We start from the raw sequence: 23,650 nt of genomic DNA, 5'->3' as shown, positions 1-23,650 counted from the left end.
CAGGCGCTGAAGTGATCGTCAACGGATAGTAGGGTTGTAAAGACAATGTCCGCAGATAAAGACAGCTCAGCGCAAAAGGTTTCTAACCTTATCGATGTCGGTCGCATTACCGCGGTTTACGGAATCAAGGGATGGGTCAAGATCCACTCTGACACCGAGCCCGCGGACAATATTTTTAACTACACCCCCTGGTGGCTGAAAACCCGCCACGGGGTGAAGTGCGTCGAAGTGGATGCCCATCGCCCCCACGGCAACGGCCTGGTGGCACACCTCAAGGGTGTGGACGATCGCGATCTGGCGGAGCAGTTCTGCCGGGTATCCATTGCGGTGGAGCGGGACCAGATTCCGCAGCTGGAGAGTGGTGAGTATTACTGGCACCAGCTCGAAGGGCTGCAGGTCATCTCCGAGTTCGAAGGCCAGCGTTACGCTCTTGGCCGGGTCAAGCAAATGCTTGAGACCGGCGCCAATGACGTGCTGGTGGTGCAGGGCGAAGAGGGAAGCCTGGACGCCAATGAGCGACTGATTCCCTACGTGCCGGGCCAGTTTGTGAAACACATTGACCTGGGCGCCGGCACTATCCTGGTGGACTGGGACCCTGAGTTTTAACCCGGCCCGCTGTCCGCCAGGCAGTTGTACAGGCGCAGAAAGCAGATCGAGAGAGGGCACCAGGCTTTGCAACGAATTGCCGTAGTGACACTCTTTCCGGAAATGTTCGCGGCGGTGAGCGATTACGGTGTCTCCGGCCGGGCCCTGAAGCAGGGGCTGGTGGAGCTGCAAACGTTCAACCCGCGGGAGTATACCGAGGACCGCCACCAAACGGTGGACGACCGGCCCTACGGTGGCGGGCCAGGCATGCTGATGATGATTCAGCCCCTGCGCGACGCCATCGCCGCCGCCCGCAGCTGGGCCAGTGCGGTGCCGGAAGGCGCAACTGAGGCCCAACCGCAGCCGGGCTGCAAGGTGATCTACCTGTCCCCCCAGGGGCAGCAGTTCAACCAGGCCGGTGCAGCGGAACTGGCGGGTGGCGACAACCTGGTATTGATTGCCGGGCGCTACGAAGGTGTTGATGAACGCCTGATAGAAATTGAAGTGGACGCCGAATGGTCGGTCGGCGACTACGTATTAAGCGGCGGCGAACTGGCCGCCATGATTTTGATCGACGCTACCGTGCGCTTGTTGCCGGGGGCGTTGGGGCACGCTGACTCAGCGGAGCAGGATTCATTTACCGATGGCCTGCTCGATTGCCCGCACTACACCAGGCCCGAAGTGTACGAGGGCCGGCGGGTGCCGGAGGTATTACTGTCCGGCAACCACGCCAGGATCAAGCGCTGGCGATTGCAGCAAGCGCTGGGCAGGACCTGGCAGAGACGCCCGGACCTGCTCGAAAACAAGGAGCTGACCGCCGAACAGCAAGGCTTGCTGGCAGACTTTCAAGCCCAGGCTGGCAACGGTCAGGACGATTAACCGGGGAACTTACGGTTGGATTAGCCAACTATCGTTCCCCAATATGGCCGCCGGGTTTAACCCAATAGGCTAACTAGCTGTGAAGCTACACTACTGTCTCAGGAGACGATCATGAGCAACAAAATCATCCAGGAACTGGAAAACGAACAACTGAAGAAGGACCTCCCCGATTTCGCCCCCGGCGATACCGTGGTTGTTCAAGTGAAAGTAAAGGAAGGTAACCGCGAGCGTCTGCAGGCGTTCGAAGGTGTGGTTATCGGTATTCGTAACCGTGGCCTGAACTCTGCGTTCACCGTTCGCAAGATCTCTCACGGCATCGGCGTAGAGCGTACTTTCCAGACTCACAGCCCGTTGGTAGACAGTATTGCGGTCAAGCGTCGCGGTGCCGTCCGTCAATCCAAGCTGTACTACCTGCGCAACCTCACTGGTCGTGCAGCACGTATCAAGGAAAAGTTGGGCGCCAAGTAAGCGTCTCAACCCCTCGATTCGAAAAGGCTCCTGTAAAGGGGCCTTTTTTTATGCGCCGCTGGGGTGATTCCCCTTGAAAAGCGCCCCTGAACTCGCTAGTTTGCGGTCACGCTCACTATTTCAGGTACTCAAGCCGTCGCTGCCATCGCCCCCAAACCAACCCCCCAGGACCAGACGCTTATCGACAGCTGGCTCGACGCCATCTGGATTGAAAAGGGCCTGAGCGACGCCACCCTGTCGTCCTATCGCACCGACCTGGAGCTGTTCGCCCGCTGGGGCGCCGTGCACAAGGTCAGCCTCGACCGGGTCAGCGGCGGAGACCTGCGCCAATATCTGGCGTTTCGGCTGCAGGAGCAGCAGTTGTCGGCGCGCTCTACCGCGCGCTTCCTGTCCTGTAGCCGCAGTTTCTACGCCTGGCTGTTGCGCGAGAGTCGCATCAAGCAAGACCCCACCGCCCTGATCGAAAGCCCCAAGCAGCGGCGCACGCTGCCCAAATCCCTCACCGAACGCGACGTCGAGCGCTTGTTGGCCGCGCCCGATATCGGCGACCCACTGGGCTTGCGCGATCGCACCATGCTGGAGATCCTCTACGCCTGCGGCCTGCGGGTCAGCGAACTGACCCACCTGGTGCTGTCGGATGTCAACCTGCGCCAGGGGGTGGTACGGGTGCTGGGCAAGGGCAGCAAAGAGCGCTTGATCCCGCTGGGGGACGAGGCGGCCAACTGGTTGCAGCGCTACGCCCGGGAGGCGCGGCCGCTGTTGTTGCAATCGCCGTCCGACGTGTTGTTTCCCAGCAAGCGCGGCAGCCGCATGACCCGGCAGACCTTCTGGCACCGGATCAAACACTGGGCGCTGGTGGCGGGTATCGAAAAAGACCTGTCGCCTCACACCCTGCGTCACGCCTTTGCCACCCACCTGATCAATCACGGTGCCGACCTGCGGGTAGTGCAGTTGCTGCTGGGGCACAGCGACCTGTCCACCACCCAGATCTACACCCACGTGGCCATCGAGCGCATGAAAAACCTGCACGCCGAACACCATCCCAGGGCCTGATCATTTGCGGCGTATGCTGGCGAGGTGGCAGTCGGGTCGGCAGCGGGCCGGTCGCAGGCCACTGGTGGGCAAATCCCCAGGCAGGAACTAAACTGTCAGGGTGATGTTCCAAGAGCCAGTGTGCTAGAGTTCCCCCTTTGTTGTGCTCCCCTTGTGGTTCCACGACTTAATATTTTTCCGACTTATATTTTCCCGACTTATATAGAGGTACAGGATGCAGCAAGTAGTTCGATTGGCCGTTGCGGTCGCAATATGGATGTTGGCCGGGGCCGTTCACGCCGCAGACGTGGACAAGGCCGTGGCGACGGCCATTCTGGAGAAGCTGCAGACGGCGCGGCCCGACTTTGTCTACGGCGAGGTTGAAGCCAGTTCCATGCCCGGCCTCTACCAGGTGCAGGTAGAGCAGGGGCCGCTGCTGTACGTGAGTGAAGACGGTGGCTATGTGCTGACCGGCAAGCTGTACGGCGTTATCCCGGGTGGCTTTGTGGATATGCAGGAGCTGGCCATGATGCCCATCCGCCGCGACAAGCTGGCGGCTATTCCGGCCAGCGAAGAAGTGATTTTCTCGCCCAAGGGCAAGCGCAAGGGCGCCGTGTATGTGTTTACCGATGTGGACTGTGGCTACTGCCGCAAGCTGCATAAAGAAGTGCCTGAGCTCAACGCCATGGGCATCGAAGTGCGCTACCTGGCGTTTCCCCGCGCCGGCATCGATTCCCCCTCCCACAAGAAAATCGCCCAGGCCTGGTGTGCCAAGGATCGCCAGACCACCCTTACCAAGCTGAAGAACCTGGAGAAGGTGGACGTGGCCTACTGTAATGACAACCCCATCGCCAAGCAGTACAAGCTGGGCAATGAACTGGGTGTGCGCGGCACCCCGGCCATATTCCTCGAAGACGGCACGCTGTTGCCGGGCTATATGCCAGCGGCCGATTTGGCCCAGCGCATGGGCTTGTAAGCGGCATCTTTCCACTCTCCGCTCGGCAGTCATTGACAGGGCGGGGGCTGGCCAGTAATGTTCCCGCTCTTAAAATTACGCCCCGGCTTTGTCCGGGGCGTTTGCATGCCAAACAGTAAATTGCGAGGGGAGTCACCTTGAAGCCGGTTAGAGTAGGATTGTGTGGGCTGGGTACCGTGGGCAGCGGTGCGGTCAATGTCTTGAAGCGGAATGCAGCTGAGATCAGCGCGCGCGCCGGTACCGACATTATTCTCCAGCAAATTGGCGCCCGCCGCGACAACCCGGCCTGTGATACCAGCGACCTGGCGGTAACCCGCGACATCTTCGACGTGGCCCGCAACCCCGACGTGGATGTGGTGGTGGAGCTGATCGGCGGCACCACCGTGGCCAAAGAGCTGGTGGAAACCGCCATCAGTCACGGCAAGCACGTGGTCACCGCCAACAAGGCCCTGATCGCCGAGCACGGCAACGAGCTGTTCCAGCTGGCCGAGGCCAAGGGCGTGACCATCGCTTTCGAAGCCGCGGTGGCCGGTGGCATCCCCATTATCAAAGCCCTGCGCGAAGGCCTCAGCGCCAACAAGATCCAGTGGCTGGCCGGCATCATCAACGGCACCGGCAACTTCATCCTTACCGAGATGAAAAACAAGGGCCGCGATTTTGCCGATGTGTTGAAAGAAGCCCAGGCCAAGGGCTACGCCGAGGCCGACCCCACCTTTGATGTAGAGGGCATCGACGCCGCCCACAAACTGGTGATTCTCGCCTCCATCGCCTTTGGCATGCCGCTGCAGTTCGACAAGATCTTTACCGAGGGCATCAGTGCCATCGAGCCCCAGGACCTGGCCAACGCCGAGGAGCTGGGTTATCGCATCAAACACCTGGGCATTGCCCGCCAGACCGAGCAGGGCGTCGAGTTGCGCGTGCATCCCACCCTGATTCCTCGGCGGCGTCTGATCGCCAATGTGGACGGCGTTATGAACGCGGTGCTGGTAAAAGGCGACGCGGTTGGCCCGACCATGTACTACGGTGCCGGCGCTGGCGCCGAAGCCACCGCCTCAGCCGTGATTGCCGACCTGGTTGATATGGCGCGCATGTCTACAGCTGCCCCGGAGAGCCGGGTGGCGCACCTGGGTTTTGCGGCCGCCAGCCTGCGCGAGCAGGAAATCCTGCCCATCGAGGAGGTGACCACCGCCTACTATCTGCGCATGATCATTGAAGACCACCCCGGTGTGTTGAACAAGATCACCCAGATATTGAGCGATTCCGGCATCAGCATCGAGGCGGTGATCCAGAAAGAGAACGAGGAAGAGGACGAAGAGGGCGAACCGTCACCGGTACCGCTGATTCTCTTGACCGATCGCGCCCAGGAAAAGAAACTGCTGGAAGCGGTGGAGAGTATCGAAGCCCTGGATGTATTGCTGGGTGAAGTGACCCACATTCGGGTGGAAACCCTGGGCTGAATCGAGCCCGAGGCTTGAATTGACCCCCAAGGCCCGGCTGCAACCCCGGGCCTGAATCCGGCCCCGAAACTGAACCTCGGGGCCAAACCAAATGAGTAAAAAAAGAGGCGATTGTGAAATATATCAGCACCCGTGGCGAAGCCCCGTCACTGTCCTTTGAAGATGTCATCCTCACCGGACTGGCGCCCGACGGCGGTCTCTACGTACCGGAGCAACTGCCCACCTTCAGCCAGGCTGAAATCGCCTCCTGGGTGGGCTTGTCCTACCAGCAACTGGCGTTCAAGATTATCGCGCCGTTTGTGGCCGGGGAGATCTCCGACAGCGACCTGCAGGCGATCATCGACAAGTCCTACAGCGGCTTCCGTCACGACGCCATTGCCCCCCTGGTGCAGACCGCCCACAACGAGTGGATTCTGGAGCTGTTCCAGGGGCCAACCCTGGCGTTCAAGGACTTCGCCCTGCAGTTCCTCGGCAACCTGCTCGACCATATCCTCAAGAAGCGCGACCAGAAAGTGGTGGTGATGGGTGCTACCTCCGGCGACACCGGCTCCGCCGCCATCGAAGGCTGCCGCCACTGCGACAACATCGATATCTTTATCCTGCACCCGCACAATCGCGTCTCCGACGTGCAGCGCAAGCAGATGACCTCGGTGCTGACCGACAACGTCCACAACATTGCCTTGAAAGGCAATTTTGATGACTGCCAGAATATGCTCAAGGCCAGTTTCGGCGACCAGTCATTCCTGCCCGAAGGGCGGCAGCTGGTGGCGGTGAACTCCATCAACTGGGCCCGCATCATGGCCCAGATCGTCTACTACTTCTACGCCGCACTGGCCCTGGGTGGCCCGGCCCGGCCGATCTCCTTCTCCGTGCCCACCGGTAACTTTGGCGACATCTTTGCCGGCTACCTGGCCAAGCAGATGGGCCTGCCCATCGACCAGCTGGTGATCGCCACCAACGCCAACGATATCCTGCACCGCTGCATCAGCGACAATGATCACTCCAAGAAGGAGCTGATCCACTCCCTGTCGCCGAGCATGGACATCATGGTGTCCAGCAACTTCGAGCGCCTGCTGTTTGACCTCTACGACCGCGACGGCAGCGCCATCAAGCAGTTGATGGAAGACTTTAAAACCGGTTCCATGCACCTCAGTGACAAGGCCCTGGCCTCGGCTCGGGCGCTGTTCAGCTCCTATCGCCTGGACGACGAAGAGACCATTGATGTGATCAGGGAAGTGTTCGAGAACGACGAATACCTGCTCGACCCGCACACCGCCATCGGCCTGCAGGCGGCGCGCAAGACCCGCCGCAACCAGGACGTGCCCATGGTGTGCCTGTCCACCGCGCACCCGGCCAAATTCCCGGAGGCGGTGCGCAAGGCCGGCCAGGACAAGGACCCGGCCCTGCCGCATCATATGGCCGACCTGTTCGAGCGCGAGGAGCGCTTCGAAGTGCTGGACAAGGACCTGGCGGCGGTACAGAAGTTTATCGCCAGCCACGTCCGCGCCTGATCGACCCGGCCGCTGTACAAAAACCCGCCCCCCGGCGGGTTTTTCATTTTTACTTAAACCCCCTTACTGGTAGCAATTGGACCTTATGACAGACCCCCGCATAGTACGCCGCCCCGCGCCCCAGTGGCCGGGAGACTGGCCCGACACCCTGCACCCGCGCCTGCAGGCGGTGTACGCCGCCCGCGGTATCCAGTCGGCGGAGCAGCTGGAGCGCTCCCTGGCGGCCATGCTGCGCCCGGCGCAATTGAAAGGGGTGGATGCCGCGGTGGAACTGCTGCTGCAGGCGCTGGCGGAACAGTACACCATCACCATCGTCGGCGACTTTGATGCCGACGGCGCCACCAGCAGTGCGCTGGCCTACCTGGCGCTGCAGGCCATGGGCGCGGCCGAGGTGAGCTATTTGGTACCCAACCGCTTTGATTTCGGCTACGGCCTGACCCCGGAAATCGTCGATGTGGCGCGCCAGCGCCAGCCCGACCTGATCATCACCGTCGACAACGGCATCTCCTCCATCGACGGCGTGGCCCGGGCCCAGGAGCTGGGCATCAAGGTACTGGTCACCGACCATCACCTGCCGGGCCCGGTGTTGCCGGCGGCGGATGCCATCGTCAACCCCAACCAGCCCGGCTGTGACTTCGGCAGCAAGAACCTGGCCGGGGTGGGCGTGATCTTCTACCTGATGAGTGCACTGCGCGGCGCCCTGCGCCAGCGCAACTGGTTTGCCGAGAACCTGCTGCCCGAGCCGAATATGGCCGACTACCTCGATCTGGTAGCACTGGGCACCGTGGCGGACGTGGTGCCGCTGGATCACAACAACCGCATCCTGGTGTACCAGGGCCTGCAGCGCATTCGCAGTGGCCGCGGCCGCCCCGGCATAAACGCCTTGCTGCAAGTGGCCAAGCGCCGGCCCGAACGGCTGGTGGCCACCGACCTGGGCTTTGCCATCGGCCCGCGCCTGAACGCGGCCGGGCGGCTGGACGATATGTCCCTGGGCATCGAATGCCTGCTGTGCGAGTCGGAGTCACTGGCGCTGGAAATGGCGCTGGAGCTGGACGAACTCAACAGCGATCGCCGCGCCATTGAATCCAATATGCAGCAGGAGGCCCTCGCCAGCCTGCAGTCCATCGACCTGGAGCAGGGCGAGGAGATGCCCTGGGGCCTGTGCCTGTACGACCGCAACTGGCACCAGGGGGTGATCGGCATTGTCGCCTCGCGCATCAAGGAGAAGTTTCATCGCCCGGTGATCGCCTTTGCCGACGCCAACGCCGATGAGATCAAGGGCTCGGCCCGCTCCATCGAGGGGCTGCACATTCGCGACGCCCTCGACGCTGTGGCCAGCGCCAACCCCGGTTTGCTGAACAAGTTTGGCGGTCATGCCATGGCCGCCGGCATGAGCCTGAGCAGGGACCGCTACCCGGACTTCGCCCGCGCCTTTGACCAGGTGGTGCGCGCCAGCCTCAACGCCAATGACCTGCAGGCAGAAGTGCTCTCCGACGGCGAGCTGGCCGAGGAAGAACTGAATATGGCGCTGGCCTACACCCTGCGGGAGTCCGGCCCCTGGGGGCAGCACTTTCCCGAGCCGGTGTTCGACAATGTGTTCTACCTGGTGCAGCAGCGTATCGTCGGGGAAAAGCACCTCAAGCTGCTGCTGGCCACCGACCCGGCCAGGCAGAACCTGCTCGACGCCATCTGTTTTAACGTGGATTTACAACAGTGGCCCAACGAAGCGGCCAGCCGCGTGCATGTGGCCTATCAGCTGGACATCAATGAGTTTCGTGGCCGCGAGAGTCTGCAGTTAATTGTTCGTCACCTGCAGGCGTGTGAGTAGCGGGTACAGCGCCGGCCAGACATTGGCCAACAGAATCGGCTGCGCCGCGGCGGTGGGGTGAATGTCATCCGCCTGCATCAGCTCGCGCTTGCCGGCCACCCCCTGCAGGAAAAACGGCACCAGGGCGATGTCGTTTTTCTGCTGCAGTTCGCGGTAAACATTGCTGAACATAGTGGCGTAGCGCTGGCCATAGTTGGGCGGAATCTGCATGCCCAGCAACAACACCTGGGCGCCATTGGCCTGGCTCATGGTAATGGCGGATTGCAGTTGCTTGCGCATGCTGGTGATGGGGTAACCGCGCAGGCCGTCGTTGCCGCCCAATTCGATGATGACAATATTGGGCTGGTACATCTGCAGCAGGCTTGGCAGGCGACTGGTGCCACCGGCGCTGGTTTCACCGCTGATGCTGGCGTTGACGATGCGTGCCTCGAGGTTCTCCTCGCTTAACTTCTGCCGCAGCAGATTGACCCAGCCCTGTTGCTCGTCGATGCCGTAGCTGGCACTGAGGCTGTCGCCCAGCACCAGTATGGTGGCCAGCCCCGGGCCCGGATCAATGGGGGTATCGTAAGCGCCCTCGTAGTCGTCGCCGTTGGCGCCGAAGGTGAACAGCAGGAGCAGCAGCGCTGTTAGCGGAGAGAACGCAGTGGAAACTATTTTGGTATTAAACACGTAGCTATTCCTTGATCGCTATTTTAACGGGCCTCGCTCAGTATCGAGCAGGGCTCACTGGTAGTCAGTAACAGTGTAAGACAGTAAAACCGTAATAAAGTGTACGCGTTTACCGCAGGTATTTAATTTTACTGCTTTAGCAGACCATAATACGGTCATTATCCACAAATCGTTTATAAGTTGCTTCTATGTTAAAAGCCACCGCCATTAGCAAGCGCGTTACCACTGCCGCCGGCAGCCTCAGTATTCTCGACGAAGTCTCCCTGCAGGTGCAGGCCGGCGAGAGCCTGGCCATTACCGGCGCCTCCGGCTCCGGCAAGTCGACCCTGCTGGGTATCCTGGCGGGGTTGGATGTACCCAGCTCCGGCCAGGTCTGGCTCGGCGGCAAGGAACTCACTGCCCTGAGCGAGGAGGGGCGGGCCCAGGTGCGCTCCGACATAGTGGGTTTTGTGTTCCAGTCGTTCCAGTTGCTGCCCGGCCTCACCGCGCTGGAAAACGTGATGCTGCCGCTGGAGCTGCGCGGTACTGCCGGGGCCAAGGCGAAAGCCGAAGCGATTCTGGAGCAGGTGGGCCTGAGTGCCCGCTTGACCCATTTCCCCAAGCAGTTGTCCGGCGGCGAACAGCAACGGGTGGCCATCGCCCGGGCGTTTGTCAGTCAACCGAAGATCCTGTTCGCTGACGAACCCACCGGCAACCTCGACACCGCCACCGGCCATCACATTATCGAATTGTTGTTTGAGCTGAACCAGCAGCAGGGCACCACCCTGGTACTGGTCACCCATGAACAGCGCCTGGCGCAGCACTGCGGCAAGCAACTGGCCCTGCAGGCGGGCCGGGTGCTGGAAGCGGAGGAGGCGCCCTTGGCGGCCGCGGAGACCAGCTCGTGTTAGCCCTGCGCCTGTTGTGGCGCAACTGGCGCGGCGGCGAGTTGCGCATCCTGGCGGCGGCGCTGGTGTTGGCCGTCACCGTGGTATCGGCCATCGCCATCCTCACCGAACGCCTGCAGTTTGCCCTGGAAGCCCAGAGCCAAACCCTGCTCGGCGCCAACTTGGCGGCGCAAAGCAGCCAGCCATTGCCCGCCGAGTGGTCGCAGTACGCCGCCGAGGCAGGCGTGCGCACTGCGCGCACCGCGGAGTTCTCCTCCATGGTGTTTGCCGGCGAACAGATGCACCTGTCGTCCGTGAAAGCAGTGAGCAGCGGCTACCCGCTGCTGGGCAAGCTCACCATCAGCAAGCGCAAGTTCGCCACCGACCCCGACGACATCGAAGTGGCCGGCGGCATCCCGGCGCCCGGAGAAGTGTGGGTTGACTCGCGCCTGTTGCCGCTGCTCAATATTGAGTTGGGCGACAGCATCCAGGTGGGCGAACTGGAGCTGCAAGTATCCCGGGTGGTGATCAACGAGCCCGACCGCGGCGGCGGCTTTTCTGCCATCGGCGCCAGGGTGATGATGAACTACGAAGACATGGCCGCCACCGAAGTGGTGCAGCCGGGCAGCCGGGTCAAGTACCGGCTGTTGCTGGCCGCCGAGCGCGCACCGTTGGAGCAACTGCAGGCGGTACTCGAACCACTGCTTACCGAACACCAGAAACTGGTGGATATCGAATCCAGCCAGCGGGGGCTGGCGCGCTCCATGGAGACCGGGCGCAAGTTTCTGTTGCTGGCCTCGATGATTGCGGTGCTGCTGGCCGGTGTCGCCATTGCCATGGCCGCGCGCCGTTTCGCCGGCCGCCAGGTGGAACAGGTGGCGCTGATCAAGAGCCTCGGTTGCAGTCGTGCCGCCATCAGCAAACTCTTTCTCGTGCAACTGCTGGTGCTGGGTGCCATCACCGCGCTGGTCGGCCTGCTGTTGGGCGAGCTGCTGCAGCGGTTGATCGCCGAGAGCCTGGCGGCGCTGTTCCCGCTGGCGCTGGCGGACGCCAGTTGGCACGCCTATTGGCCCGGGGTGGTCACCGGCATGGTCTGCCTGGCGGCGTTTGTGTTGCCGCCCCTGTGGCACCTGCCGACGATACCGCCGATCAAAATCCTGCGCCGGGAACTGCCGGTCAACAGCGTGCACTATTACGCCCAGGCCCTGCTGGGCCTGTTGGCCATGCTGTTGCTGGTGGGGCTGTTCAGCGCCGACCTGCGCCTGCTGGGTATTACCGCCGCGGCCATCCTGATGCTGGTGGCCGTGGGCGGCGGCCTGGCGGCACTGCTGTTGCGCAGCGCCGAAACCCTGAAGCGCCTCGGTGGCAGCTGGCGCCTGGCCCTCTCAGCCCTGAAAAGAAACCGCCACCACAGCCTCATCCAGATGCTGGTGTTCGCCCTGGCGGTGATGCTGTTGCTGACCCTGATCGGCGTGCGTACTTCGCTGCTGGAAGACTGGCAACAGCAACTGCCGGAAGGGGCGCCCAATCACTTCCTGTTGAACATCGCCCCCCACGAGGTGGATGAAGTACAACAACTGCTGGCCGCGCGCCAACTGCAGCCCCAGCCCATGTACCCCATGGTGCGGGCGCGACTGACCCACATCAACGGCGCCAAGCCGGATGAACGGCAGCGCCAGCAAGTGGGGGTATTGCGGCGGGAAAACAACCTCAGCTGGGCCAGCCAACTGGGCGCCGACAACAAACTGGTGCAAGGCCAGTGGTGGGATCAATGGCAGCACGACCCCGATCAGGTTGGCGTGTCACTGGAAGCGGAAGTGGCCGAGGAGCTGGGCGTGCAACCCGGCGACCAGTTGCGCTTCAGCGTGGGCGGGCTGGAACTCAACGCCGAAGTGGCCAGTGTGCGCACCGTGCAGTGGGACAGTATGAACCCCAACTTCTACTTCCTGTTCTCCCCCGGCGCGCTGGACCAGTTCTCCCCCATGTACCTCACCAGCGTGTTCGTCGCCCCCGGCGACAAACTGGTGGTCAACGATATACTGCTGCGCTTCCCCACCGTACTGGTGATCGAAATGGACCGCGTCATCGCCCAGATCCAGTCGATTATCATCCAGGTTAGCGAAGGCATCGAGTGGATGCTGTGGCTGGTATTGATCGCCGGCTTTATGGTGATGTGGGCCTCGGTCAGCGCCGGCATCGACGAGCGCATGCAGGAAGTGGCACTGCTGCGCGCCATGGGCAGCAGTCGCTCGCGCCTGCTCGGCAGCCTCTGGGCCGAGTTCAGTTTGCTGGGTTTATGCGCTGGTGTGATGGCGGTGGCGGGTGCGGAGTTGATGCTCTGGTCAGTGCAGAAGTGGATGCTGCAGATTGAGCCGCAATCCCACCCTGAGTTGTGGCTGTTTGGTTTGGCGTTTACGCCGCTGGTGATCGGGGCCATGGGTGTGTTTGCTTGCCGGCGAGTGGTGACCACATCACCGGCGATGATTTTGCAGGAGTTTGGTTAGGGCAGGGGTGTTGTTGCATTGCTCAGATGTTTGCCATGGGTTAGTATTTGGCGGTTGAATTTTGTGAATTGTAATAAGCGCGCCTGGGTGGTTTAACGGGCGCGTTTCTCTTCGATGGTTTTGTCTGTTAGGACACAGGGAATGGTGCTCCGGGGTTTTTAGCTTTTTTGTGTTTGGGTTTCCTTTTTTTGGGGGGATGCCATTGGGTTGGCTATGGTTTGGGGTGTGGGTGGTGTGTAGTTGTAGGTGGCGGGAGTTGGCCTGGTAGGTGATTGATGGGCAATATTGGCGTGATGGGTGGTGGTTTGGTTGCTGCCGCCTTTGTGGTGGTATTTTCAGAATGTGGGGAATCAGCGTCGTTGTGATGCTGATATAAATGTTAAATGTAAACCATGGATAGAGTGATTCTAGGAATCGGAATATTTTTAAGTCTGCCTTACTTCATCTTTAGCATCTGCGCGTACGCTGACTCTGAGGATGAAAAGAAGCAGAGTTATTACATATTGGTACCCTATTGGTTCCTCGAATATTCGAAGCAGGATACAAGAGCAAGGGAATGGTGCTTCTACGGCAAAATCACTTTTTTCTTGATGGCCCTATGTTACGGTGGTCACTATGTGCTCACTAGCTAGCCCCACATTTAACAAGTCAATGGTGCATCGCCCCAGCAAGCTGGGGCTGGACCTACATTCCGCAGCTTCGCTGCTACATTTCGGCCGCACATTGAGGCGTTAGAAATCTGGAGGAAATATGTACACAACTCATGGCTTGTGGGAACAACTCGAAATAAGAGGTACAAAATTAACTGTTTTTCAATGCCGTCATGTACCTGATGAAGAAGATCTTCTCGTTTATGGTCGGAAGCGATTTGAGGCAAATAACGATGAAAATGTATTTTATGAGGTTCATATTAGTGGTTCAAATAAACCATTCTTCTCAAGCAAAACGGAGCCAACTGCCGAGGAAATTGAATTTCAACTAATCGAATACAACAAATCTCCCGTTAGCAACTTCTTAAAGTCATTATTTTCGTAATTATCAAAACCCTGGATCATTAAATTCACATGGAAACAAATAGTTCTCAGCATCTAGTGCTAAAGCCGATTATGTATGAGTTGGGTACGGCAGTATATTTGTGCCAACTTTTTGAAAACAACCTATTACTTTTAATATCATTGCTGTCAAGCAATAGCGATAACATAGTCACTGCTGAGTCATTTGAAAGTGCAACATTCAAGTATTCAGAAAAGACTCTGGGTCAAATAGCAAAGGTTTTCAGAGAAAAACTGTCACTGCCAGGTAACTTTGAACAATTTATCCGTGAAGGTGTTGAAGCAAGAAATGATCTCACACACGGGTTTGTTATGAGAAACCATGACAAGTTTCTAACCGTTGACGGTCGAGAAAGGATTATTAGTGAACTACGCGAGTCTCAACACTTAATAAATGATCGATTACAGTCTGTGCAGTTAATACTAAATAAGGCTCTTCAGGTTTTTGGTGGTTCACTCGAAGAGCTTCGTGAAAAACAGGAATTTCATTTTGAGCCAGAAGGTGAAAATCATACAGCTAAGCACTAAAATTTCTAACAATGCCATAAACGCGGACGTCAAAAATCTGCGCTTTTTGCCTCCGGTTATGGCTGGCGTTAGGGGTCTAGGCAGGCCCTGCATAACTTTGAGAGATCTAGGGGATCTGCATTGGTCGAAAAAATAGGACACATTAAAAACCCTCTTACGGTGATTGCCATTTTCGCCGCAATTGCCGAAATAAGTGGCACAACTGTATTGCCATTTATAGAGGCTGATAATCAGAATATCTATATTTGGTTTTTAATGTTCTTTCCCATCTTTCTGGTGGGCATCTTCTTTTTGACTCTCAATTTCAATCATCGAGTGCTGTATGCACCATCTGACTACAAAGATGAAAAGAATTTTGTAAATCCTTATGGTAAAGCTTCACCCGAAGAGCAAGGAAATAAATTGCGCGAGGAAGTGGAGGAAATCGAAGCCGAGGGTTCCGCTGAAAAATCTAGCGCTACTGAAAAAACCGATAAAAATGAGAGAGAGGCTGAATCGACTCATGACAAGTTCATGAGTGCAGCAAAAATTAATTCAATTAGAAATCGACAATTGATGGCTGATGTAACTCTGGCCGAAAAGCTCGCTGTAAACAAACTGACTAAAGAGCTTGGTCTAAATTTCAAAACTGATGTCCGTTTGGAATTTCCCGACAGTAATGTCCGTGCAGTTTACGATGCTTTAGCTATTGATGATGATGAAGTGCATGCTGTTGAAGTAAAGCTGTTTAAAGCAAGGCATGTAGATCCTTCTAGGCTGGCTAAGGTTCTTGAACAGTCTGAATTAGCGGCACAGAGTTTTAGAGGAATAGACCCAAGAAACTTTACTCTTCATATATTTGCAGTAATGGATACACCTGAAGTCGAGATGGCTATGCTTAAGCATAACTTAGAAAGTTTTGCTAAACGTTACAAAGTAAAAGTAAAAATTCACATTACAACACTGGATGACCTGCAAAATGAGTATCAGTACAACCCCTAACAAATAAGGATATGTGGCGCGGCTGAGCCGCCACATATCCCATTGTTGAACAAGCCCCAATGCTTGCACTCTCTATAAGCAATTAAATGATTTTGATTTCAGTGTCCTGAGTCCAACCGGATTGGACCGGGTTTTGTCCAGGCGAGCAGAGTCCTCGCCTGGGAAGCGATCTTTAAAAATTGGATGTTCATCTGTGTGGATTTGCCCTCCCTGTTGGTGAGTGGCGATCTATTTTTACGCCAGTATTATCCGGGTTTCTGGCGAGCTGCCCTGAACCCGCAAACATGCATCTCACTCTGGCAATGTGGACAGACAAAGTGTGCTTTTTCCGGCTCGCTCAGCGTTGGCCTTTGAACCCCAAGCACCCATTGCACGATATGCAGCAGTACTTTGGCATTGCCATGCAAGAAGCCATAGTCCCGTGCTCGCCGGAATCCTTTCGGCAGCACATGCTGGAGAACCAGGGCTATAAACTCTTCGCTGGGCAAGGTGCGGGTATGGAATGCATTGGTCTTGCTGTCGCGAAAGCGGAATGTCACGTGTGTACCCGTATCCGCCACCAGGTTACGGTTGCTGATAACACCTTTATAGAGATAGCGAGATAGGTATCGCAGGGCCTGCAGGCCGCGACCGACTTTCTGGCACTGGACGATCCAGCGTTTGGGTGTGGTTGGCAACGTCAAACCGGCACCGGCCAGCGCATGCAGCAGGGCACCCCGAAACGCCGCGGCCAGGGCTCGACCATTGAACAGGTAGTCGCCCTGAAGTTTGCGCCATTCCCGTCGCGACCGGTTTACACCTCCGCCCGGCACCACAATGTGAACGTGAGGGTGGTAGTCCAGCCGTCGGGTATGGGTATGCAGCACGGCACACATCCCCAGTTCGGCACTCAAGTCCTTTTGATTAAGGCCGAAGCGCTTGAACGTTGCCACTGCACACTGTATTAGCAGCGTATACGCCGTGCGACTGTGGGCTCTGGCTAACTGACGCAGTTCATACGGCAGGGTAAAGGTAACCAGATAATAATTAACCGGTATCAGTTTCTGTTGCTGGCGATCAAGCCAGGCCTGAGTGCTCTGGTGCTGGCACTGATTGCAGGATCGATGACCACAGGATCGGTAGCGGGTGCCGTGGTGATGACAGCCCTGGCAGGTCAGCAGCAGCTCTCCGTATTGCCCGGTGCGACACCCGGTAATGGCATGGAAGGCCGAGCGCTGGTCGGAGGTAAGCGTCTTGCCATAGCGAGACAGGAAGTGTTCTCGATGGCGCTCGAAGATTGCGGCGAGTTCCATCTCAGTCTCCCCAACGAATACGCATTCGCGACACGAGTCGATTGATGCGCTTGTCGGTATCGGTCTGGGTGACCTCAGTCAATTGGGTATAGAGTGCCGTCGTCTTGGGGCATTCGTGTCCCATTTCGTGCTGGATGGCACGCAAGTTCACACCGGCTTCGACCAGGTGAGCGCCATAGCAATGGCGCAGCGTGTGAATGGTGACCGCCTTGCGGATGCCGCAGTCCTGCAGAATGACCTTGAAGGACTTCTGTAGTCCGCCGCGATCCATAGGTACAGTGGCCTGTGCTCGCTCCTGGGGGCTGCGGCCCCGGGGAAAGAGCAGCGTCGGATTGCGGTGACAGACCCAATAACGGCGCAGAGCCATCAGACTGGCCTCGGGCAGAGTCACAAAGCGATCTTTGGCACCCTTGCCCTGTCGGATGTGCACCTTCATGCGGTCGCCGTCGATATCGCCGACCTGAAGGTTCAGGGCCTCCCCAAGGCGTAGCCCCATGCTGAAGGCGACCAGAATAAACGTCTGGTAGCGCAGCTCCCGGGTGCCATTGATCAGGCGCTCGATCTCCTTTAACGTCAGGATATCGGGTAAAACCTTCTTTCTGGGCGGTTTCACGATATTCACCCAGACCCAGTCCCTTTTGAGGACGTGCTGGTAGAAGAATTGCAATCCATTGCGATCCACCTTGACGGTGGACCAGGAGTGGGTCTCAACCAGGGACGAGAAGTAGGTTTCGAGCTGGTCCTCGGTCAGCGTATCGGGACAGGCATCCCAGAATTCGGCTATACGTCGAACAGCGCGTGAATAGGAGTCGATCGTCCGTTCCGCTTTGCCCTGCCGGCGCAGTGCGCTAACATGCTTGTGGTACAGTGAATTGAACTTCTTTTGCTGTGCTGTGTTCATGAGTAATTCCTCTAGTAGTCGTGCTCGGGCGTGAGCACGTAGGGGAATTATTCCACGAAGAGGAGTTTGGAGATTTAGCTTGCCGCGTAGCGGCTTCGTTCAACAAGGCTGTAAACTGGACGCAAAATACTACGCCGTTTTTTGTGCGTTCGCTGCGCTCATTGTCGCCAAAAAAACAGCTCCGTATTTCGCGCCAGTTACAGCGGCGTTAGATTTCACGGGGGAGTCCGATGGCAATTTATGAAGAACAATTCGCCGAGCATCCTGTTCATGAAGCTCTGTCTCAGCTACAAGCAGCGTTGCGCCAGAAGCACAAACATAAACTGGACGACACTGCGCTAGATAACCTCGATCGTCTGAATCAGTCGGCATCCTTTATCGAACAGCGCCTGTTGCAGGCATCTCCGGTACTAAATTCCGCAGGAAAATTAGGCAATGTTCAAAAAGGGATTGCTGCAAGTCTAGGAGAAATCAATCAGTTCCTGAGCAACGGAAACTCCGGTCACTTAACGAATGCTTCTAACAGTGTAGAAGCTTCCGTAGTTGCTGCAGCAACTTTGGTTTCAATTTCTGGTGCGTTACCCTCAACTGGGGCGGCGGAAGCTACCTCATTCAAGAAGCTCGCAGATGCGGCAATCAAGCAGATAAACTCTGAAGCGGAAGCGGCTCAGGCCAAACAGGCCCTGTTCGACGAACAAGTCAAATTATTCACGCAGCAAACAAGCGAACTAAAGACTCAACTAGACGCGCTCAGCGTCAATTCGGCCGCCAAGCTCGAAGAAATCGAGGCAAGATTCGAGGCAGAGAAGGCGGAACGAGAAACGGAATTTTCAAATCTCACAGACGAGTCAAGTGGGAAATTTGATTCACAACTTTCTAAAACTCGGGAAGATACCGAAAAACTAATAACCTCCATAAAAGAGAAGAAATCCGAGGCTGAGCGAATCGTGCAGCTCGTGGGCAATGTCGGTCTCACAGGAAACTACAAGGGTGCCGGCGATAACGAGAAAAAATCAGCAGATACATTACGAAATATTGCACTTGGTTGCTTTGTTGGAACAAGCATATTCGTTGCAATCGTTCTGTATCTGAGCGCCAGCGGCGAGTTCGATATTCTCAAATCCTTTTTCAGGCTCACCGCAGCTTTGGTGCTACTCATTCCAGGAACCTACGCTGCGAAAGAGTCCGCCAAACACCGCACATTGGAATCAAGGCATCGCCGCGCTGAGCTTGAGTTGGCAAGCATTAATGCCTATCTCGATGATTTGCCTGATGAAGAAAGAAATAAGCTCAAAGCGTCGTTGACTGACAGGTTTTTCGGCCAGCCTGTTGTTGAAGAAGGCAAACAACCGGATGTGGCACCATCGTCGCTCATTTCCCTTCTGAAACAATCAATCGATGCATTGTCAAAGAAGTGAAATCTAATAAAGCCATGGAGAGGGACGTATTTTCCGCTACGCGCTTCGCGCTGCACTCCAAATACGCCCCTCATGGTTGGCGTTAATCACCAAGGCTATTTGTTATTTATACACTAGGTTTTTTATTATGTTTGATGCGAAACCATCTATCCTTATTTTTTTCTTTTTGTTTTGTCTCTCTGGTTGCTCTGGAGGTGGTGGAGGTGGTGGAGGTGGTGGAGATGGTGATAGCGAAGATATAAATACTATATTAATTCAGTCTGATGAAGATAAGCCGGTAATAATAAATTTAGTTGATACAGACTGCGCTACGTATCTAATCACTTATCGCCCAGATCCAGATGATGATAGAGGTGGGTTAATACATTGTAATGAAAATAAGCTTGTTTATACTCCAGCCAAGAACTATTACGGAGAGGCTCGTATTGTTTATGCCAATAGTGCCGCCGCCAATGCTGCTCAAACAGAAATAAAAATTTCCATCAATAAGGTTCCAGCAGATGAAATATTAAGTCTATCTCTTGGGCCAAATGAATATTGTGCAGCAACTGCTAATAAAGTTATTTGCTTTAATGATAGATACCCTGGGGTTACTTCACCTCCCCCGTCAGTGCAGCCAAAACTTGTTTCTACATGGAGAGATACGTGTGTAATTGATATTGATGGCCTCCATTGTTATGAAGAAGAGAATCGTACCCTAGTATCCACTCCTGCATTTTACAATCCAATATTTGTTGATCAAGGAAGTGGGTATGCGTGTGCTATAGATGACTATGGTCTTAGTTGCTGGGGAGAGAGTCCATACATTGAAATGTCAAGCATTAGTAATTCAGCCATTTATAACCCAGATAGTGTGTCTTTATCTGCGGAGCACGCCTGTGTGATTTATCTGGGAGTTCTCGAATGCTGGGGGAATAACATATTCAATACTATCCTGAAGGATAATAGAGCTATTGCCCCCCCTTTAGTTGCCCCTGTATTTGTAGCAACGGGCCCAACTGCTACTTGTGCTATAGCAAACCGAGATATTGAGTGCTGGGGCCTTATTAGTGATTCAAGTGCAATAATTGATATCGCTCCATTAGTGCCGTCAAATTTCTCTGATCCTCAGCAAGTTGCTGTTGGGGCATCGCATGCATGTGCTATTGATGACGGAGAAGTGATATGTTGGGGAATTGATAGGCTAAATCGACTAGGGGATGAACCAAATAGATATATAGCAATTTTTGGTGATAAACATTCGCTGTCCAACCCTAAGTTTCTGTCAATCTATCGAGATCATACCTGTGTTGTGGACGATAATGGCGTTAGTTGCTGGGGAGGGCTCGATACCTCTAATATCACATCGGACGTTCCGGCTGAATTGTATAGTCGATAGACACGAAAAGTAGTGATGAGTTAACAAGTTTGACAACCGTACACATAGACAATATCAGGGACGGGAACTCATAAAAGATGGCCCAGAAACAACTGGCCTGGATGATAGTCTTTGTTGCTTCGAGTGTATGGGTATCAGGCTGAAATCGGTTTTCGCGGAGTTTAACACCAAAACCTTAATTCCAGATGCACGAATTCAGGGGGTTGATATTGCAGAGCGTAGGTTAGGCCGATTTCCGAAAACGTCGATGCACAATCTTTTCAAAATGCTGGCTGTTGACCAGCCATTGCTCGATGGGAACATTCAACCGGGTGAGAATCGGCGGTAGCTTGCTGGGAATAGAACCGGTTTTATCAACTCGAATCACTCGTCCGGTCCAGTCGACCAATTGCAGGTAGTCGCTTAGCGAATAGTGGATTCCTGCTTGGTTATCGGACTTTACAGTATCTTCGAAGCGCAGCAGTGGTTTGATGGCACCGTTAAACCCCTCAGCCAGACTCTGATCCTTAATTACCTCGGTCAGATCGAAGGTGGGTTGGATGCGTTCCCTGAGGCTGGTGTGTTCGGAGGACTTTGGAGTCCTGGCCATAGCAGCTCGAATGGGATTGAGATCCACATAGGCCATGCAGGAAATCAGGGCCTCTTCGGTGAGCAGTGCCTGGGATTTAAAGCGGGATTCCCAAAAGTGGCCGGTGCACTTGTCCTCGGCATTGGCCATTCTGGCGATGGGTTCGTTTAACAGCTTCATAAACCAGCTTAAGCTCTGTAAACGCTGGCGCCAGATTTCGATGATAGTCGATACCGTATCTTTTTCTGCTGGGTTTAAAACTTCACCTTGGTGATGGCGTTGAATCACCGGAGTGCCTTTATACAGTGTCAGCTAGCGATCCATAACGTCCTGCTCGGTCCAGTTTTCGGAGTTACGGAGCTTGACGACCAAGTGGTAGTGAGTGTCTTAATAAAACGACTGACCTTGATGGTTTTTCAAGCCGTTTATGGCAGTGCTTGATCAAAAAACAACCGGGAAGTGCTGGGTTTCATGCTGAGGCATGAGTTGTGAGTGCCTGTCCTCGCGGTCTCTTCTAGCGGTTTCTCTTTTACGCCGTTGGTGATTAGACTTATGGACGTGTTCGCTTGCAGGAGTTTGGTTAGGGGAGGAGCGTTGTTGCATTGCTCTGTTGTTTGTCATGGGTTAGAATTTGGCGGTTAATTTTTTGTGTAAAGCGCGCCAGGGTGATTTGATGGGCGTGTTTCTCTTCAATGTTTTTTGTCTGTAAGGACACAAGGAATGGTGCTCCGGTTTTTTTAGTTTGTTTTCTGTACTTGACTTCTCTTCTTGAGGTTGATGCCTTTGCGTGGGCAATGGCACAGGGTTTTTATGGGTTGTGGTAGCCGGTCGATAGGCTATCTAGGTATGAGAGTTGTTGCCGGCTTGCTAGTGATATTGTAGAAAAATGGAAAATCTTCGGTTTGGCGGTGTTGATATAGAAGCTACGTGAATAACTCATTATGAAAAGATTTTGTCTATTTTTAACGTTGGCTATAACAGGTTGCTCCAGCATTCAGACGAAGCCAGAGCAAGAGATCGTAGGTGTTTGGTCAAATCCTGAGGTTAATGGCGGACAGTTTTATTATCAGAAGGTCGCTTATACATCTGATGGAAAAAAATGTAGTGCCGGTATAGGAATTGGCTCTACCGGTGAGCTCGAATATGGTTTTTACGTAAGCACGTGGAAAATTATCGGCGATGAAATCCATTTAAAAGTACAAAGCTCTTCTTCGGAGTATGTATATGTTGGCGAAACGATTATCGATCAGATTATCGAGGTCGGTAAAGATACATTGCAGGTCAAGATGATCCAGCCGAAACCTGCCTATTCAGAAGGGATGGAGTCATATAGCAGAGAAGAAAGCCTCCAGCCCGATCAGATATGTGAATTAGCACTCCGCTACTCACGTAACAAGTAATCGCACGGACGTAGTAGCACTGCGCCCGTGCACTAAGCAGTAAAATATTTCACCATAAAAATCTCACAAGGAGAGATTAAAATGAGTTTTAAACTAGTAATATCTGCTATATCAATCGCAATTCTATCTGGTTGCGCGTTCACTGTTCATGACCTACCAGTGAATTATCAGTACTCAGGTGAGGAAATTGTTTTAAATTTGAACAAGGCTCCAGAGGTTTCAATTGAAGACATTACAGACGACCGTAATGTTGAAAATCCAAGAATGATAATGAACATGAAAAATGGCTATGGTCAAACCACCTCAGGCGGCTGGCAAGCAGAAAAGGACCTGGCTTTGATCGTGAAGGACGCTCTCGATCAGGGGATAAGCAAAGCAGGCCTCGATTCGTTAAAGGATCATAAAGTGTCGATTAGTGGACAGTTAGTAGATGTATCTTCAAGTGTTGTTTCGGGATGGTCCAAAGGTACAGTTAATGTAAAAATTGCTGTGAAGCTCACCGCGAAAGATCCATCAGGAAGAATATTGTGGAGAGACACTGTGTATGGAGATTCATCTAGTGAAAAAGTTACCATGGTTAAAGATGGTATTTTGCAGGCATTGAATTCAGCACTAGACAATCTGGTTCGAAACTTCCTTACGGACGATTACTTTCATCAGCAAGTTCTACAATAGATTTAGCAAGTAAAAGGGTCGGATGTTGATCCTGCCTCGATAAAACGAATTCATGAATTTTCACATTTTGGTTTTATCGGGACAAGATCAACTTTTGTGAAATCGCTAATCTCCGGTTCGGCTGTAGTTCAGACCTCCTGCAGCGTTGACAATGTTTCTTCCAACTCCCTAACCATATCCTGGTTTGTGAGCACACCCTTATCCTGGTCAAAGTTCTTGAAGAACTCAGGCACTGACAAAGAGGCCATCACCTTGCCCGCAAAAAAGTGGGCGGATTCAACGGCAAGGGATAGCACGCTTCTCGCGCCGCCCGCGCCCGGTGATGTCGACAGCATTACGATCGGCTTGCCCTGGTAGACTTCCCGGTTTTTCCGTGAGGCCCAGTCAAACAGGTTTTTGTAGGCCACGGTATAGTTGCCGTTGTGTTCCGCGTAGGAGATCAGCAGCGCATCAACTGCCGCGATTTTATCGAGAAAGCGGGACGCTGATTCGGGGATGCCATGGGCCTCTTCCAGGTCGGCGTTGTAGATGGGCATTTCGTAGTCATTGATATCGATAATGTCGACATCGCTGTCAGGCAGCAGTGTCGAGGCATAGCGAATTAAGTCCTTGTTGATCGACTTGCGGCTATTGCTTGCGGCGAATGCTAGAATTTTCATGTTCTTCTCCTGTGAAGTGGGTT

General features: G+C 54.9%; 22 protein-coding genes. 17 read left to right on the top strand and 5 right to left on the bottom strand.

The window, feature by feature from the left end; all coding sequences use genetic code 11:
- Positions 1–45: 45 nt before the first annotated feature.
- The 8 genes from rimM (at position 46) to recJ (ending at position 8,736) form a co-directional block, all read left to right on the top strand.
- Positions 46–606 carry a ribosome maturation factor RimM gene (gene rimM, locus G8764_RS02720; RefSeq protein WP_166161601.1) on the top strand — a complete coding sequence of 187 codons (561 nt, stop codon included), beginning with the start codon at positions 46–48 and terminating at the stop codon, positions 604–606.
- A gap of 66 nt (positions 607–672) precedes the next feature.
- On the top strand, positions 673–1,464 hold the full coding sequence (gene trmD / locus G8764_RS02715; protein WP_279538393.1) for a tRNA (guanosine(37)-N1)-methyltransferase TrmD: 792 nt from the start codon (positions 673–675) through the stop codon (positions 1,462–1,464).
- Positions 1,465–1,575: 111 nt separating this feature from the next.
- Complete coding sequence (gene rplS / locus G8764_RS02710) at positions 1,576–1,932, top strand: 50S ribosomal protein L19 (protein ID WP_166161599.1); 357 nt, start codon at positions 1,576–1,578, stop codon at positions 1,930–1,932.
- 144 nt (positions 1,933–2,076) lie between these two features.
- On the top strand, positions 2,077–2,985 hold the full coding sequence (gene xerD, locus G8764_RS02705; RefSeq protein ID WP_166162976.1) for a site-specific tyrosine recombinase XerD: 909 nt from the start codon (positions 2,077–2,079) through the stop codon (positions 2,983–2,985).
- Between the two features lie 214 nt (positions 2,986–3,199).
- Positions 3,200–3,940 carry a DsbC family protein gene (locus tag G8764_RS02700; RefSeq protein ID WP_166161597.1) on the top strand — a complete coding sequence of 247 codons (741 nt, stop codon included), beginning with the start codon at positions 3,200–3,202 and terminating at the stop codon, positions 3,938–3,940.
- Between the two features lie 137 nt (positions 3,941–4,077).
- Positions 4,078–5,397, top strand: a complete 1,320-nt coding sequence (locus G8764_RS02695; protein ID WP_166161595.1) for a homoserine dehydrogenase — start codon at positions 4,078–4,080, stop codon at positions 5,395–5,397.
- A 113-nt stretch (positions 5,398–5,510) separates the two neighbouring features.
- Positions 5,511–6,908, top strand: coding sequence for a threonine synthase (gene thrC, locus G8764_RS02690; protein ID WP_166161593.1), 1,398 nt, complete (start codon positions 5,511–5,513; stop codon positions 6,906–6,908).
- A gap of 85 nt (positions 6,909–6,993) precedes the next feature.
- The gene (gene recJ / locus G8764_RS02685) at positions 6,994–8,736 is read left to right on the top strand and encodes a single-stranded-DNA-specific exonuclease RecJ (RefSeq protein WP_166161591.1); all 1,743 of its coding nucleotides are present in this window, start codon (positions 6,994–6,996) and stop codon (positions 8,734–8,736) included.
- Here the strand turns inward: recJ and G8764_RS02680 are convergent.
- Positions 8,704–9,405 carry a GDSL-type esterase/lipase family protein gene (locus G8764_RS02680; protein ID WP_207951637.1) on the bottom strand — a complete coding sequence of 234 codons (702 nt, stop codon included), beginning with the start codon at positions 9,403–9,405 and terminating at the stop codon, positions 8,704–8,706. The two genes, recJ and G8764_RS02680, sit on opposite strands and share 33 nt — an antisense overlap.
- Before the next feature lie 188 nt (positions 9,406–9,593).
- Between G8764_RS02680 and G8764_RS02675 the strand changes: the two genes are divergently transcribed.
- The 5 genes from G8764_RS02675 to G8764_RS22285 all read left to right on the top strand — a co-directional run bounded on the left by G8764_RS02675 (position 9,594) and on the right by G8764_RS22285 (position 15,336).
- Positions 9,594–10,295, top strand: coding sequence for an ABC transporter ATP-binding protein (locus G8764_RS02675; RefSeq protein ID WP_166161589.1), 702 nt, complete (start codon positions 9,594–9,596; stop codon positions 10,293–10,295).
- Positions 10,289–12,775, top strand: a complete 2,487-nt coding sequence (locus G8764_RS02670) for an FtsX-like permease family protein (RefSeq protein WP_166161587.1) — start codon at positions 10,289–10,291, stop codon at positions 12,773–12,775. The genes G8764_RS02675 and G8764_RS02670 overlap by 7 nt, the downstream gene beginning before the upstream one ends.
- A gap of 750 nt (positions 12,776–13,525) precedes the next feature.
- Entirely contained in the window at positions 13,526–13,810 is a 285-nt protein-coding gene (locus tag G8764_RS02665; protein ID WP_166161585.1) for a hypothetical protein, read from the top strand.
- A 29-nt stretch (positions 13,811–13,839) separates the two neighbouring features.
- A complete protein-coding gene (locus tag G8764_RS02660) occupies positions 13,840–14,355 on the top strand; it encodes a hypothetical protein (RefSeq protein WP_166161583.1) in 516 nt (171 codons plus the stop codon).
- Between the two features lie 120 nt (positions 14,356–14,475).
- The gene (locus G8764_RS22285; RefSeq protein WP_207951636.1) at positions 14,476–15,336 is read left to right on the top strand and encodes a hypothetical protein; all 861 of its coding nucleotides are present in this window, start codon (positions 14,476–14,478) and stop codon (positions 15,334–15,336) included.
- 245 nt (positions 15,337–15,581) lie between these two features.
- Here G8764_RS22285 and G8764_RS02650 read toward each other — a convergent pair whose 3' ends face one another.
- Both G8764_RS02650 and G8764_RS02645 read right to left on the bottom strand, forming a co-directional pair.
- Complete coding sequence (locus G8764_RS02650; protein WP_166161581.1) at positions 15,582–16,628, bottom strand: IS91 family transposase; 1,047 nt, start codon at positions 16,626–16,628, stop codon at positions 15,582–15,584.
- Position 16,629: 1 nt separating this feature from the next.
- Complete coding sequence (locus G8764_RS02645) at positions 16,630–17,529, bottom strand: tyrosine-type recombinase/integrase (RefSeq protein ID WP_166161579.1); 900 nt, start codon at positions 17,527–17,529, stop codon at positions 16,630–16,632.
- A 230-nt stretch (positions 17,530–17,759) separates the two neighbouring features.
- Between G8764_RS02645 and G8764_RS02640 the strand changes: the two genes are divergently transcribed.
- Together G8764_RS02640 and G8764_RS02635 are read left to right on the top strand one after the other, a co-directional pair.
- Positions 17,760–18,947 (top strand): hypothetical protein, encoded by a 1,188-nt coding sequence (locus tag G8764_RS02640; RefSeq protein WP_166161577.1) that lies wholly within the window; start codon positions 17,760–17,762, stop codon positions 18,945–18,947.
- A 127-nt stretch (positions 18,948–19,074) separates the two neighbouring features.
- Positions 19,075–20,325 (top strand): RCC1 domain-containing protein, encoded by a 1,251-nt coding sequence (locus tag G8764_RS02635; protein WP_166161575.1) that lies wholly within the window; start codon positions 19,075–19,077, stop codon positions 20,323–20,325.
- A gap of 223 nt (positions 20,326–20,548) precedes the next feature.
- Here the strand turns inward: G8764_RS02635 and G8764_RS02630 are convergent, their stop codons facing one another.
- Entirely contained in the window at positions 20,549–21,073 is a 525-nt protein-coding gene (locus G8764_RS02630; protein ID WP_243748530.1) for an ATP phosphoribosyltransferase regulatory subunit, read from the bottom strand.
- Positions 21,074–21,834: 761 nt separating this feature from the next.
- Between G8764_RS02630 and G8764_RS02625 the strand changes: the two genes are divergently transcribed.
- The gene (locus G8764_RS02625) at positions 21,835–22,293 is read left to right on the top strand and encodes a hypothetical protein (RefSeq protein ID WP_166161573.1); all 459 of its coding nucleotides are present in this window, start codon (positions 21,835–21,837) and stop codon (positions 22,291–22,293) included.
- 81 nt (positions 22,294–22,374) lie between these two features.
- The gene (locus G8764_RS02620) at positions 22,375–22,968 is read left to right on the top strand and encodes a YajG family lipoprotein (protein WP_166161571.1); all 594 of its coding nucleotides are present in this window, start codon (positions 22,375–22,377) and stop codon (positions 22,966–22,968) included.
- Between the two features lie 128 nt (positions 22,969–23,096).
- Here the strand turns inward: G8764_RS02620 and G8764_RS02615 are convergent, their stop codons facing one another.
- Positions 23,097–23,627: an NADPH-dependent FMN reductase gene (locus G8764_RS02615; protein WP_166161569.1), complete on the bottom strand. Its 531-nt coding sequence runs from the start codon at positions 23,625–23,627 to the stop codon at positions 23,097–23,099.
- Positions 23,628–23,650 lie beyond the last annotated feature (23 nt).

The sequence above is a fragment of the Pseudomaricurvus alcaniphilus genome (genome assembly GCF_011440395.1).
Lineage (GTDB): Bacteria > Pseudomonadota > Gammaproteobacteria > Pseudomonadales > Cellvibrionaceae > Pseudomaricurvus > Pseudomaricurvus alcaniphilus.
The sequence above is the reverse complement of the archived record's forward strand: the minus strand, read 5'-3'. Positions and strand labels throughout refer to the sequence as shown.

Bases quoted from the DNA above. Each gene is read 5' to 3' on its own strand.
- G8764_RS02630 (WP_243748530.1), bottom strand. From the start codon at position 21,073: ATGAAGCTGTTAAACGAACCCATCGCCAGAATGGCCAATGCCGAGGAC.
- G8764_RS02635 (WP_166161575.1), top strand. From the start codon at position 19,075: ATGTTTGATGCGAAACCATCTATCCTTATTTTTTTCTTTTTGTTTTGT.
- G8764_RS02645 (WP_166161579.1), bottom strand. From the start codon at position 17,529: ATGAACACAGCACAGCAAAAGAAGTTCAATTCACTGTACCACAAGCAT.
- G8764_RS02625 (WP_166161573.1), top strand. From the start codon at position 21,835: ATGAAAAGATTTTGTCTATTTTTAACGTTGGCTATAACAGGTTGCTCC.
- G8764_RS02620 (WP_166161571.1), top strand. From the start codon at position 22,375: ATGAGTTTTAAACTAGTAATATCTGCTATATCAATCGCAATTCTATCT.
- G8764_RS02700 (WP_166161597.1), top strand. From the start codon at position 3,200: ATGCAGCAAGTAGTTCGATTGGCCGTTGCGGTCGCAATATGGATGTTG.
- G8764_RS02665 (WP_166161585.1), top strand. From the start codon at position 13,526: ATGTACACAACTCATGGCTTGTGGGAACAACTCGAAATAAGAGGTACA.
- G8764_RS02615 (WP_166161569.1), bottom strand. From the start codon at position 23,627: ATGAAAATTCTAGCATTCGCCGCAAGCAATAGCCGCAAGTCGATCAAC.
- G8764_RS02640 (WP_166161577.1), top strand. From the start codon at position 17,760: ATGGCAATTTATGAAGAACAATTCGCCGAGCATCCTGTTCATGAAGCT.
- G8764_RS02650 (WP_166161581.1), bottom strand. From the start codon at position 16,628: ATGGAACTCGCCGCAATCTTCGAGCGCCATCGAGAACACTTCCTGTCT.
- G8764_RS02660 (WP_166161583.1), top strand. From the start codon at position 13,840: ATGGAAACAAATAGTTCTCAGCATCTAGTGCTAAAGCCGATTATGTAT.
- rplS (WP_166161599.1), top strand. From the start codon at position 1,576: ATGAGCAACAAAATCATCCAGGAACTGGAAAACGAACAACTGAAGAAG.
- G8764_RS02675 (WP_166161589.1), top strand. From the start codon at position 9,594: ATGTTAAAAGCCACCGCCATTAGCAAGCGCGTTACCACTGCCGCCGGC.
- rimM (WP_166161601.1), top strand. From the start codon at position 46: ATGTCCGCAGATAAAGACAGCTCAGCGCAAAAGGTTTCTAACCTTATC.
- recJ (WP_166161591.1), top strand. From the start codon at position 6,994: ATGACAGACCCCCGCATAGTACGCCGCCCCGCGCCCCAGTGGCCGGGA.